The 12,345-nt window shown below is 70.2% G+C and carries 11 protein-coding genes; 4 read left to right on the top strand and 7 right to left on the bottom strand.

What is annotated here, in order from left to right; all coding sequences use genetic code 11:
* Nucleotides 1-29: 29 nt before the first annotated feature.
* The 3 genes from ACFQGL_RS07915 (at nt 30) to ACFQGL_RS07905 (ending at nt 2,034) form a co-directional block, all read left to right on the top strand.
* Nucleotides 30-431 (top strand): YciI family protein, encoded by a 402-nt coding sequence (locus ACFQGL_RS07915; protein WP_377507687.1) that lies wholly within the window; start codon nt 30-32, stop codon nt 429-431.
* A gap of 66 nt (nt 432-497) precedes the next feature.
* Nucleotides 498-1,706 (top strand): RNA polymerase sigma factor, encoded by a 1,209-nt coding sequence (locus tag ACFQGL_RS07910; protein WP_377507685.1) that lies wholly within the window; start codon nt 498-500, stop codon nt 1,704-1,706.
* 7 nt (nt 1,707-1,713) lie between these two features.
* Complete coding sequence (locus ACFQGL_RS07905; RefSeq protein ID WP_377507682.1) at nt 1,714-2,034, top strand: DMT family transporter; 321 nt, start codon at nt 1,714-1,716, stop codon at nt 2,032-2,034.
* Here the strand turns inward: ACFQGL_RS07905 and ACFQGL_RS07900 are convergent.
* The 3 genes from ACFQGL_RS07900 to ACFQGL_RS07890 all read right to left on the bottom strand — a co-directional run bounded on the left by ACFQGL_RS07900 (nt 2,006) and on the right by ACFQGL_RS07890 (nt 5,928).
* Nucleotides 2,006-2,275, bottom strand: a complete 270-nt coding sequence (locus ACFQGL_RS07900) for a hypothetical protein (RefSeq protein WP_377507679.1) — start codon at nt 2,273-2,275, stop codon at nt 2,006-2,008. The genes ACFQGL_RS07905 and ACFQGL_RS07900 overlap by 29 nt on opposite strands.
* A gap of 101 nt (nt 2,276-2,376) precedes the next feature.
* A complete protein-coding gene (locus tag ACFQGL_RS07895) occupies nt 2,377-4,179 on the bottom strand; it encodes a trypsin-like serine protease (protein WP_377507676.1) in 1,803 nt (600 codons plus the stop codon).
* A gap of 417 nt (nt 4,180-4,596) precedes the next feature.
* Nucleotides 4,597-5,928 carry a cellulase family glycosylhydrolase gene (locus ACFQGL_RS07890; protein WP_377507674.1) on the bottom strand — a complete coding sequence of 444 codons (1,332 nt, stop codon included), beginning with the start codon at nt 5,926-5,928 and terminating at the stop codon, nt 4,597-4,599.
* Nucleotides 5,929-6,146: 218 nt separating this feature from the next.
* On the opposite strand from ACFQGL_RS07890, the gene ACFQGL_RS07885 reads away from it, so the two are divergent.
* The gene (locus tag ACFQGL_RS07885; protein ID WP_377507671.1) at nt 6,147-7,109 is read left to right on the top strand and encodes a TIGR03557 family F420-dependent LLM class oxidoreductase; all 963 of its coding nucleotides are present in this window, start codon (nt 6,147-6,149) and stop codon (nt 7,107-7,109) included.
* A gap of 182 nt (nt 7,110-7,291) precedes the next feature.
* Here the strand turns inward: ACFQGL_RS07885 and ACFQGL_RS07880 are convergent, their stop codons facing one another.
* From ACFQGL_RS07880 to ACFQGL_RS07865, 4 genes are all read right to left on the bottom strand, one after another.
* Nucleotides 7,292-8,263 carry a hypothetical protein gene (locus ACFQGL_RS07880; RefSeq protein WP_377507668.1) on the bottom strand — a complete coding sequence of 324 codons (972 nt, stop codon included), beginning with the start codon at nt 8,261-8,263 and terminating at the stop codon, nt 7,292-7,294.
* Nucleotides 8,264-8,303: 40 nt separating this feature from the next.
* Nucleotides 8,304-9,845 (bottom strand): DUF2079 domain-containing protein, encoded by a 1,542-nt coding sequence (locus ACFQGL_RS07875; protein WP_377507666.1) that lies wholly within the window; start codon nt 9,843-9,845, stop codon nt 8,304-8,306.
* A 170-nt stretch (nt 9,846-10,015) separates the two neighbouring features.
* Nucleotides 10,016-10,819, bottom strand: coding sequence for an endonuclease/exonuclease/phosphatase family protein (locus ACFQGL_RS07870; protein ID WP_377507663.1), 804 nt, complete (start codon nt 10,817-10,819; stop codon nt 10,016-10,018).
* Nucleotides 10,820-10,827: 8 nt separating this feature from the next.
* Nucleotides 10,828-12,318, bottom strand: coding sequence for a phosphatase PAP2 family protein (locus ACFQGL_RS07865; protein WP_377507660.1), 1,491 nt, complete (start codon nt 12,316-12,318; stop codon nt 10,828-10,830).
* Between the last annotated feature and the right edge of the window lie 27 nt (nt 12,319-12,345).

Genomic DNA, 12,345 nt, shown 5'->3' with positions numbered 1-12,345 from the left:
GATGGTGCGCAGGCGTGAGGAGCGAGACCATGAAGTACATGTTGCTGATGCAGTTCAGCGCCGCCGGTACGGACTTCCCGAGCATCGACACCTGGACCCCGGAGGAGATTCGGGCGCACATCGCGTTCATGGGCGAGGTCAACGGCAAGCTCACCGCCGCCGGGGAGTGGGTCGACGGGCAGGGCCTCGGTGGCCCGCAGCAGGCCCGGATCGTCCGCGCCGGCGAGGGCGGTACGCCGGTGGTCACCGAGGGGCCGTTCGCGGAGACGAAGGAGTTCCTCGCCGGGTTCTGGGTCGTCGACTGCGACAGCCCGCAGCGGGCGGTGGAGTTGGCCGCGTACATCTCCACCGCGCCCGGCCCGGGTGGCCGGCCGCTGAACATGCCGATCGAGGTGCACCCGGTGATGTCCGCCCCATCTGTGGAGCTGTGAAGGCTGACCACCACCGATCCCCGCATCGAGGACCTGCTGCGCGAGCTGGCGCCGCAGGTCCTCGGCGTGCTCGCCCGCCGGTTCGGTGACTTCGCCACGGCCGAGGACGCCGTGCAGGAGGCGCTGCTGGCCGCCGCCACGCAGTGGCCGACCGAAGGACTGCCGACGAACCCTCGCGGCTGGCTGATCCAGGTCGCCTACCGCCGGATGATCGAACTGGTCCGGGGCGAGCAGGCCCGACGACGCCGGGAGGACCTGGTCGCCAACCGGGAGCCGGACGACCGACTGCACGCCCCGGCGGCGGACGAGGAGCTGACCGCCGAGCGGGACGACACCCTGGTGCTGCTCCTGCTCTGCTGCCACCCGGCGCTCGCCCCGACGTCGGCCGTCGCGCTGACCCTGCGCGCGGTGGGCGGGCTGAGCACCGCCGAGATCGCCCGCGCCTTCCTGGTGCCCGAGGCGACCATGGCGCAGCGGATCAGCCGGGCCAAGCAGCGGATCCGTACGTCCGGACTGCCGTTCCGGATGCCCGAGGCAGCCGAGCGCGCCGACCGCCTCGACGCCGTACGGCAGGTGCTGTATCTGATCTTCACCGAGGGGCACACCAGCACCGCGGGTCCGGACCTGCGCCGGGTCGATCTGGCGCAGGAGGCGATCCGGTTGACCCGCGCCCTGCACGAGCTGCTGCCCACCGACAGCGAGTCGGCCGGGCTGCTGGCGTTGATGCTGCTCACCGACGCGCGCAGCCCCGCCCGGACCGGGCCCTCGGGTGAACTGATCTCGCTCGCCGACCAGGACCGCACCCGCTGGGACGCCACGGCGATCGCCGAGGGCATCGCGCTGGTCACCCGGGCCCTGCCGCGTGGCCCGGTCGGCCCGTACCAGGTACAGGCCGCCATCGCCGCGCTGCACGACGAGGCATCGAGCACTTCGGACACCGACTGGCCACAGATCCTGGCGCTCTACGGGGTGCTGGAGCGTTTGGCCGACAGCCCGGTGGTGGCGCTCAATCGAGCCGTGGCGACCGCCATGGTGCACGGGCCGGCAGCCGGCCTGGCTGCCCTCGACGCGTTGGCCGACGATCCACGGTTGGCCGGGCACCACCGGTTGCCCGCCGCCCGCGCGCACCTGCACGAGATGGTGGGCGACCGGGCCCGGGCCATTGCCAACTATCGGGCCGCCGCCGGGCGGACGAGCAGCCTGCCCGAGCAGCGCTACCTGACCATGCGTGCCGCCCGGCTCGCCGCCGAGCTTCCGTCGACCACCCAGGACTGAGGACCGCATGGCGTACGTGCTGCTCGGGATCGCCATCGCCGCCGAGGTGCTGGCGACCAGCCTGCTCAAGTCCACCGCCGGATTCACCCGCCTCTGGCCGACGCTGGTCTGCGTCGGTGGTTACCTGCTGGCGTTCGTGCTGCTGGCGCAGGCGGTCAAGGAGATCCCGGTCGGCGTCGCGTACGCCCTCTGGTCGGGCGTGGGCACCGCGACCATCGTGGCGATCGGGGTGGTGTTCCTGCACGAGTCGGTCGGGCTGGCCAAGCTCGCCGGCATCGCTCTGATCATCGCCGGGGTGGTCATCGTGAACCTGACCGGGGAGCACTGACCGCACCCGTCACGGTGCGGCTCACGGACTGTGCCGCCTGGGTGGCGAAGACCGCCGCCGCGGCCGCGAGGTCATTGGCCTGGGTCGCGTAGTTGGTCGCTTCGAGGATGTACCGCTTCACGGTCGCGCCGTGCAGGGCCGTATCGTAGTCGCGCTGGGCAGCCCTGAACCGCGCCGAGATCAGGAACTTCCGCTGGTAGCTGCGCGGACCGGCCAGCGCGACCTGACCGGCTGCGTTCACCTCCGGGCCACCCTCGTATACCAAATTTGGATCCGATGTAGAGCCACGGCGTCCCCGCCTCCCGGTGGGGAAGCGGGGACACCACCAGCACTCGGCGTTGGTTACTCGCCGTCCATCCGCATGTTCGACCACCAGCCGAAGGCTCGCGGCCGGTCCAACCACGATCCGAACGGGACGTTGAAGCCCCCGCTCTCGGTCGAGGTGAAGGTGTGCAACCCCTGGCTCTCGTCGCCGTACCGGTAGAGGAAGGCCAGATCGTCGCGCTTGTCGCCGTTGTAGTCGCCGGAGACGATCTTGATGCTGGCGAACTGGCCGAACGAGGTCGACTTCCAGGACGCGACGGGCGCGTTGAAGTTCCCGTCCGCCTTGGCCGTCCAGGTGTGCAGGCCGGTCGACGTCCCGCCGTAGTTGTAGAGGACCGCCACGTCATCGCGACCATCACCGTTGAAGTCGCCGTCCGCCAGCTTCATCGAGGCCAGCGAGCCGAACGGCTTGTCCGCCGGAGTGGACCAGGAGGTGTATCCCGTGGGGAACTTACCGTCGGCCTGGCCGGGCCAGGTGATCAGCGCCATCGCCCCGGTGGCGTACGCGTAGAACAGGCTGACGTCGTCCCGGCCATCCCCGTTCACGTCCCCGGAGAAGACCGAGACGCTGTTCCAGTTGCCGAAGGTGCTGGCCCGCCACGCCTCGATCGGAGAGTCGAATCCGCCATCCGGTCGGGCGATCCAGTTGATCCACGCCTCGTCGCCGTTACCGGAGTTGTAACCGTAGAAGGCGCTCAGGTCGGCCCGACCGTCACCGTTGAAATCACCGGAGGTCATCTTCATGCTGCTGAGATGCCCCCAACCGGCCGGGGCCGTCCAGGAACGCAGCGGCGCACCGTACTTGCCGTCCGCACCGGTGATGAACGTGTCGATGGCGAAGCTGCCATCGGTACGGGTCGACAACACCACGAGGTCCTTGACGCCGTCACCGTCGAAGTCGTCGTTGAACACCTTGACCCGGTCACGGTTGTAGTACGCCGAACCGCCGCCCTTCCACGAACCGATCGGGCCGGGGAACCCGCCCGTCGAGTTCGCCGGGAAGGTCGTCGGAGCGGCATCGCCCGAGTCGTACGTGTACAGGAAGTTGATGTCTTCCTTCGTGTCCATCGCCGGGCCCTGCGGCATGCTGGCCGCGAACCAGGCCCCCAGGTCGTCGACCCGGGTGTCCACCGCGTCGCGGCGAGTCTCGGTCTCGGCGAAGCACCCACCCTGCCACGAGCTGTAGTGCACGCCGACCAGCTGCGGCTTGCCGGCCACCACCCGAACGGTGGGGCCACCGAGGTCGCCGCGGCAGATTCCGGTCTGCCCGCTGCCCAAAATATTCACGGTGGACGATCCGACCGACTGCACGGCGAACGAGCCGCCGTGCAACTGGTCGGGCACCCAGGCGGTGGCGGTACGACCGAAGCCGGCGCCGGTGAGCTGCTCGCCGACCGCCGGCGCGGCGCCCAGCGCCACCGGGGTCACGTCGACCCGGCTGGACAACCGCAGGAGCACGAGGTCACGATCGGCGTGCGGCACGATCCGGAAGACCGGAACGACCGCGCCCGTCGACGTGGTGAGGTCCAAGCGCCCGACGGTGACGGTCGTCGGCTTGGCCGGCTTGCCCGCGACCACGGGCTGACCGTCGAAGCTGAAGCAGCTCTTGGCGGTGAGCACCCACCAGGGGTCGACCAGCGACCCGCTGCACGAGCGCTCCAACGAGCCGACGTCGACCTTGGCGACGAAGGCGTACGACGCATCGGTGACGGCGGCCCCGCCGGTCACCGCCTGGACGGACGAGGCGTTGAGGAGCCCCGCCACCAGGGTTGCCGCGAGCAGACCGGCCTGGACTGCTCGCCGTCTAAAAGACGATGACACTGACGATCCTTTCTGGATCAGGTGGCAGGGACGCTGTGCGACGCGTACCGGTGTCGGTATCGACGTGCGTCGGAGCGCGGCGAAGGCACGCCGGGCCGCGATCACGCGGCTCTCACGCGTGGCGTGCTGGCGCTGGGCGTGGCGAAGCGAGTCGCGCCCATCGATCGCGGGCACGACTGTGCACAGTCGTACATGAAGGACCCCCGTGGCCCCTGCGGGCTGAACGGTTGCCGGAAAGCAACCGCAGGGTCACCATATGGATCATCGAGATCACCCACTGCCCCCTCAGGAGTGGGGAATCCCACAGCACGACACCTTGCGGCAACTATTGATCATCGGCTATGGGGAGTGCAATGCCCGTACGCGAAACGAGTGGCCGGGTCCGCACGGACCCGGCCACCGTTGTTGATGCGTCGGTCAGCTCGCGGTGCAGCTCACCTCCGGTCTGGCGTTGCTGCCGGTCCAGCCGCCGATGAAACCGAAGCTGGTGCTTGCGCCGGCGGCCAGTCGGCCGTTGTAGTCCACGTTGCGGGCGGTAACCGTGGCCCCGCTGCTGGTCAGCACCGCATTCCAGGCCTGGCTGACGCTCTGACCGTTGCCGAGGGTCCACCGGGTGCTCCAGCCGGTGATCGCGGCCGGGCCCGCGGTCACCCGCACCTCACCCTGAAAGCCGCCCTGCCACTGGTTGACCACCGTGTAGGTCGCGGTGCAGCCACCGGTCGGCGGGGGCGTGGTCGGTGGCGGGGTGGTCGGCGGCGGTGTACCTCCGAAGACGGTCGCCTCCCGTGCGGTCTGCCGGATGCCGTTGGCGCCGTTGAAGATCCGCTGGCCCCAACTGGTCAGGCTGGCCGGGTTGAAGGCGGTGGCCATGTCGAGGTATTCCACGCCGCCCCCATTGCCGCTCCACGACCAGCCCAGCCAGCCGATCCCGTTCGCCTGGCTGTGGGAGAGGATGGTGTCCTCGTCCGGGTCGCCGTCGGAGTGGTTGAAGCCGAACTCGCCGACCACGATGGGCAGCCCGACGGCACGGAAGCGGCCCAGATAGTCGGTGATCTCCGCAGCGGTGTCGAAGACCCCGTACATGTGGATGGAGAAGACGGTGTTGCGGGCCGGGTCGGCGGCGAAGACCGAGGCGGCGTTGTCGCGCATCGTGAACGACCAGTCCTGTCCCCAGTTCGGCGCGTCCACCATGATCGTGTGGGTCAGCCCAGCGGCACGCAGCCGCTTGATCGCGTTGGCACTGTCGGTGGCCCAGGATGCGTAGTTCTGGTTGCCGTACGGCTCGTTGCCGATGTTGACCAGGACGTACCTCTCCTGGCCGGTCAGGACGTCGGCGATACTCAGCCAGTAGTCGACGGCCCGATCGAGGGTGATCGCGCCGCTCTGCTCGCCGTACCCGGTGGTGTCGTGCACCTCCAGCACACAGATCAGCCGATTGGCCTTGCAGAGCGCGATGACGTTGGCGACGTCGGCGTTGCTGTTGCGGGTCCACCGGTCGCCGCTGGAGAGCACCACCCGCACGGTGTTGGCGCCGAGTGCCTTGACGTCGGCGAACGAGCTGGTCTGCTGCGGGTACCAGGTGTGCGCGTGGTTGACCCCACGCATGATGAATTCGGTGCCGTTGGCGTCGTACAGCTTGCCGCCCGCGACGGAGAAGCCGGCCGCGGCGTGCGCGGGCTGCCCGAACGCCAACACGGCGACGAGCACCGCGAGCAGGGCCGCGCCGGCGGCGGAGAGTCGAGTCTTCATGGCCTTCCTCAGGGAGGACCCCCGATGCCCGGCAGGGGTGGGGACGTGACAGGGGAAGGCGGCTGCAGCCCGACAGCCGCCACCCGACTCCCGGCGGCGTACCCATCAGCGTAGGCCGATGCTCCGGTGGCCGCAGCCCCAGCGAAACGGACGGGAGGGTTGGCCGCTGGCGACCTGGGTATCCGGGGACGATCCGTCGGCGGAGAGGAGATACCAGGATGGTCAGCGTCGGCTACACCCTGATGTGCGAGCAGGCCGGTCCGAAGCAACTCATCGACCACGCGGTACGGGCCGAGGCAGTCGGCTTCGATCAACTGGTGATGTCCGACCACTACTACCCCTGGTTGGACTCCCAGGGCCATTCCCCGTACGCCTGGTCGGTGCTCGGCGCGGTCGCCCACGCGACCTCCCGGGCGGAGCTGATGTCGTTCGTCACCTGCCCGATCCGCCGCTACCACCCGGCCGTGGTCGCCCAGAAGGCCAGCACCATCGGAGCGCTCTCGGACGGCCGGTTCACCCTCGGCCTGGGCGCTGGGGAGAACCTCAACGAGCACGTGGTGGGCGGCTGGCCGCACGTGGAGCAGCGACACGAGATGTTCGAGGAGGCGCTGCAGATCATCCGCCCGCTGCTCAACGGCGAGACGTTGACCTTCTCCGGCAATCACTTCGACGTACCCGACGCCTACGTCTGGGACCGGCCGGAGCAGCCGGTCCCGATGGCCATCGCCGCCTCCGGTCGACAGTCCGCCACCCTCGCCGCCGAGTACGGCAACGGCATCGTCGCCACCGAGCCCGACCCGCACATCATCGAGATGTACGACGACGCCGGTGGCGCCGGCCAGCCCCGCTACGGGCAGGTGGCGATCTGCTACGGCCCCGACGAGGCCGAGTGTCGCAAGATCGTGCATGACCAGTTCCGCTGGTTCGGGATGGGCTGGAAGGTCAACGCCAACCTGCCCGATCCGGAGGCCTTCGCCGCCGCCACCCAGTTCGTCCGGGAGGAGGACGTCGCCGAGGGCATCTCCTGCGGACCGGACGTGAACGTGCACGTGGAGGCGTTCCGCAAGTTCGTCGACGCCGGCTTCACGCACGTGGCGCTGGTCCAGATCGGGGGCGAGAGCCAGCCGATGTTCCTGGACTGGGCGCAGGAGCAGCTGCTACCCCGGCTGCGTGAGCTGTGAAGCCCACTTCCACTTCCACTCGCACTCCCACGGACAGGTGAACCGATGCGTGTTGGCAACACGGAGATCCGCCCACTCGGCGGCGGCCTCGGCTGCCTGCTGATGATCCTCCTGTCGATCCTCGCCTCGGTGCTGCTGACCGTGCTGGTCAACGTGCTGCTCTAGCCGCTCCAGCAGCACGGTCAGCGGCGCAGCCCGAGCGCGGTGAGCACCTCCCGGGAGGCGAGCCGAGCCGGATCGAACACCGAGCGGCGGGTCCAGGTGGCCATAGGCGGGACGGTCGCCCGCCACGCCGCTCGGAGGCCGCGCGCCACCGGCACGACCGTGACCGACCAGGCCCACCGGACGGCCCGCAGCAGCGGACGGACGGTGTGCCGCCACAGCCAGCGCAGCCCGTGCCCGAGCGGTCGCAGCAGCAGCCGGTAGCCCAGCCGCAGCAGCCACCCGGCCACCCGCCATGCGCCGACCACGGCGGCGACGATCAGCCGGGCGAAGCCCACGACGACCCACCAGATCGCGCGCACCAGCCCGACCAGCGCGGCGGCCAGAGCCCCCGCGAGCAGGCCGACGCCGCGCCACAGCAGCCGACCGGCGGGTGTGAGGACCGTGGCCAGCCAGCGGATCGGCAATACCACCAGGTGCTCGACGAGCCAGCTCAGCGCGCCGCCGAGCCAGACCAGCGGTGGGCGGAGCACCACGCGGGCCAACCAGACCAACGGTGCCCACACCAGGGTGCGCGCCAGCCAGGCGACGGCCTGCCCCAACCACACCAGCGGAACCCACACCAGCGTGCGGGCCACCCAGACCAGCGGGATCCAGAGCAGGGTGTGGGCCGCCCAGAGCAGCGGAATCCACACCAGCCGGTGCAGTACCCAGGCCAACGGTGCCAGCAGCCAGCGACGCAGGAACCGGCCGGTCGGGTTGAGCAGGTAGCGGTTCAGCAGCCGGCCGGTGGCCGCGATCAGCTCCCAGAGCAGGCGTACCGGAAGCACCACGACCAGCGCCACACCGCGCGCGACGGCCGCGACGAGCGGGAGCTCGGCGGCGGCCGGCTCCCCCGGGTACACGGCCGGCGGGCCGGGAGCCGGGCGCACCTGCGCAGGCGCGGCCGGCGGGCCGGGCAGCGGCGGGCGCAGCGTGGGATGGTCGGTCACGTGGGCACGGTAACGGGTCCACGCCACGGCCCTGCTCAGCTCAACTGCCGATGCTCTGGATGGGTGCGATCGGTGGGGCGGTGCGGTGCAGGACAACGAATCGGCCTGCCGAGTACACGGAACGAAACCCCATACCGTCCAACTGCCGCATCACCCTCGGCACGTCGTCAGGGCCGAGCGGGCAGCCGGGGTCCGCGGTGTCGACGACGGCCCAGTCACCGTGATCGGTGTTCGAGCCGATCAGCGTCACCTTGTTGGTCGCGAGCAAGGGGACCACAAGGACGTTGGTGGCGCGGACGGTCACACCGGGTGGAACGTGCGTCAGCGCGCGGCGGGCCTCGGCCGCGATCTCGGTGCGACCCGGTTCGCTGGCGGCCGCGGCATCCAGGTGCCACCGTACGATGGGATCGCTGCGGAGGTCCCACACGGCGGCGCCGCTGAGCACGATGGCCGCACTCGCTGCCAGGACCGTTGAGGCCCTGATCCGCTTGAATGACCGGCGTGATGTCCCGTCGGTGCTCACCTCCGGTGAGGTTCCCACGTTCGTGCTCGGCTGTGGTGGGCTTTCGGCGGCGGTGTTCGTCGGGTCGGGTGCCGGCGGTAGCCCCCGGAGCCGGTCCAGCAGGTTACCGATGCGCCGGATGCCGTCGGCTGCGGCGGCGAACATGATCGGCATCAGCGGCATGTTGTAGTACAGCGACGATGACCACTGCGTTTCGCGTGACGACAGCATTCGGGCCAGCATCAGCGGGGCGGCGAGCAGGGCCAGCGGCGAGGCGAGCGCCACGAACCCGATCGGGATCAGCAGCTGCTGCCAGGTCGTCACCTTGGCCGGCTGGTCCACCATGAGGTGCAGGACTTCCAACGGGTGGCCCAGCATGTATGGGATACCCGCGAAGATCCCGTCGGCGTGCAGATTCTGCTGGTAGTCCCCTTCGTAGGTATAAGACCCGCTCGGGTGCAGCGCAGGGATGATCACCTTCAGGGTCAGCGCGAACCAGCCGACGCCCCAGATCATCAGGAAAGCGCCGTGCCGCCAGCGTCGGTGCAGCAGGGCGTACAGGCCGACGAGCGCGCAGAGCAAGCCGCCGTCCTCCTTGACCGTGACGAGCGCGGCGATCAGCACGCTGGCCTGCGTCCATCTGCCGGCGAGCATGCGTTCCAGGCCCCAGGACAGAAACAGCGCGCCGAACATCACCTCGTGCACCGGAAACCTGATCGTCCCCAGAACGGCATGACTGCCGAGGTAGGCGACAAGCATTCCGCTCGCCACCCAGACGCCGTAGTGGCGCCGGAAGAGGTGGTAGATCGGAATGCCAGACAAGCAGATCAGCAGTACCTGCGCGTATACCAGGACAATCGGCGAGTCGTACACCCACAGGATCGGTGCCAAGAGCGCGAAGATCGGCGAGAAGTGATCGCCCAACTGCGCAAAGCCCTTGATCGGCACGTCCGGCCAGCCATCGAACGCCCAGCCCTGCACCGCCTGATGGAAGATGCCCAGGTCACATGCGCCGACGGCTTGATGCATCTCCAGGACCTGTGCACGCGACCACCGCCCGAGAACGTAGATCGCGAGCACGACAAGCCACGTACAAGGCGATCGGAGCAACCTGATCGAAAGCTCTCGAACTGTCGACACGATCGCGCAGCGTAGGTGATTTCTCTTCGGATCAACTCCCCACGGTGACGCAGATCTCCCCGGCGACCACGTGGGCGACGGCGGCCGGGCGAGCCGCCGAGACGAGGCGATCAGCCGGCGGTCAGGTCCAGATCGGCCAACACCGGATAGTGGTCGGACGCGATGTCCGCCGCCGCACCACGAACTACCCGGCAGTCCCGGAGCCGTTCGGCCAGTGCCGGAGTGCCGAGCAGGTAGTCCAGCCGCATTCCGGAGAACTCCTGGCCGCCGTCGAGCCGGGTCGGCGCGGTCAACCCCTCGTCCGCCCCGCCAACGAGCGGGTGCAGGTCGACCAGACCCGCCGCGAGCAGCCGGGCCACCGCCCGGCTGTCCACCGTCCGCCCGTCGCAGCGCAGGTGCCGACGGCGGTACGCGGGCGCCAGCCGACCGAGCCGTTCGGTGTGGTCGCCGCCGGGGGCGAGGGTGTTCAGGTCGCCGCCGAGCAGCGCCAGCCGACCGGGTGCCCGCCGTAACGCGCCGGCCAGCCAACCCGCCTCGACGCGTCGCCAACCACCGGCGTACGGCTGGAGGTGGGTGCAGAGCACGGTCAGCGGCCCGGCGTCGGTGGCCAGCACCACCCGCGCCGCCGCGTGGTGGAACGGCCGACGGACCGGGCTCGCGGCGAGCGTGCGCAGCGGCGGCCGGACCAGCACCGCCACGGGCTGGCCGAGGCGACTGCGGGCCAGGTACGGGCGCATACCGAGCTGGGCCGCGAAGTCGTCGAGCACGCCGGGGCGGTCGAAGCCGCGCAGTTCCTGCGCCAACAGCACGTCCGGCCGCTGCGCGGTGATCACCTCGACCAGCAGGTGCCACCGGTCCCGACCGCCCCGGTCCCGACCGCCGGTGCGGATGTTCCAGGTCATCACCCGCAGCACGGCGACGCTCAGTCGGCCCGGCCGGCCCGGGCCAGCTCGTCGTCGAGGGTGTCCACGTCCTCCGACTCGATGCTCGGCTGGTTGCCCTCGCGCACGTCGGCGTTGGGTCGGATGACCAGGTAGAGCAGCCCGATCCAGAGCGCCGAGAGCACGATCGCGCCCATGAAGTCGGTCGGGTGGTGCATGCCCCGGTACATCCGGGAGGTGGCCACCCCGACCGGCATGATCACCGCCAGGGCCACGAAGATCCAGCGCCACCAGCGGTCGGTACGCGGCAGCACGATGATGGTGATCGCCACCCAGATGCAGATGGTCGCGGCGATGTGCCCGGACGGGAAGGACGAGGTGGGCATCTGCCCGTCCAGGTTCTCCACCGGCGGGCGCGGCCGGTCGACCGCTCGGGCCGAGGCGAGGAAGAGGGTCAGCTCACCGACCATCGCCAGCGCCACGAACAGCACTGGCCGCCAGCGCCGCCAGACCGCCAGCACCAGCGGACAGAACACCAGCGAGATGATCAGGATCGCGTGGGTGTCACCGAACTTGCTCCACCACCAGCTCGCCTCGGTGAGCACGTCGGTGTGCCGGTCGGCGAGCCAGCGCGGCACCTCGGTGTCCAGGGTGTCGAAGAAGGTGCCCTTGGCGTGGTAGCTGACGTACGTGCCGAAGGCGTAGAGCGCCCCGAACACCAGCACCCAGCCGACCAGCAGCTCGGCCACCGCCGAGCGGGGGTGGGCCAGCACGTGCTCCTCGGCCGGGGCGGGGGCGATGTCGTGCCCCGCCTCGGGCTCCAGTCCCTCGGTCAGGGGCGGCACCGGCCGGCCGCGCTCACGTCGCCAGAGCCGGAAGGCGTACGCGGTGACGCCCAGCCAGGCCGCGCCGAGCAACCAGCCGGCCAGCACGTCGGAGACGAAGTGCACGCCCAGCGCGATCCGGGTCAGCCCGATCAGTGCCACCAGCGCGGCGACCCCGACGATCGCGGGCTTGCGCCAGCGGGGCGCCATCGCCGGCAGGAACACCAGCAGCAACGCCCCGTACGCGACGAACGAGCCGAGCGCGTGCCCGCTCGGGAAGCTGTTGCCCGGCGCGCTGGCCACCGGGATGTCCACCACCGGGCGGAGCCGGCCGACCAACGTCTTGAGCGACGGGTCGAGGATCAGGCCGCCGACGCCGGTGATGATCAGGTAGACGGCCAGCCGTGGCTGTCGCCGGATCAGCAGCCCGACCACGGCGATGGTGACCAGCCAGATCAGGATCGGTCGGCCGCCCAGGTCGGTCACCGCCTGGAGCACCGTGACCAGCGCGTGGTGCGGGGCGACGAGTCCGTTGAACCACTCGGCGACCGCGTGGTCGGCGGTCTGCAACGGACTCCAGCGCACCCGCACGAGCAGCAACAGCAGCCCGAAGGCCACCCCGGCGCCGGTGACCGCCACCAGACCGGCGATGCTCCGCTCGGTGAAATGCCCGATCGGACGCCGCACCACCTCTTTGACCGCGGTCACCCCGCACCTCCTTCGTCGCACCTGGCG

The organism is Micromonospora vulcania (assembly GCF_042658605.1).
Taxonomy (GTDB): domain Bacteria; phylum Actinomycetota; class Actinomycetes; order Mycobacteriales; family Micromonosporaceae; genus Micromonospora; species Micromonospora vulcania.
Note: the sequence above shows the minus strand (reverse complement) of the source record. Positions and strands in the feature narration are given on the sequence as shown.

What these genes read in the sequence shown, in the direction of transcription:
- ACFQGL_RS07915 (WP_377507687.1), top strand. Translation starts at nt 30, where the DNA reads ATGAAGTACATGTTGCTGATGCAGTTCAGCGCCGCCGGTACGGACTTC.
- ACFQGL_RS07905 (WP_377507682.1), top strand. Translation starts at nt 1,714, where the DNA reads ATGGCGTACGTGCTGCTCGGGATCGCCATCGCCGCCGAGGTGCTGGCG.
- ACFQGL_RS07890 (WP_377507674.1), bottom strand. Translation starts at nt 5,928, where the DNA reads ATGAAGACTCGACTCTCCGCCGCCGGCGCGGCCCTGCTCGCGGTGCTC.
- ACFQGL_RS07885 (WP_377507671.1), top strand. Translation starts at nt 6,147, where the DNA reads ATGGTCAGCGTCGGCTACACCCTGATGTGCGAGCAGGCCGGTCCGAAG.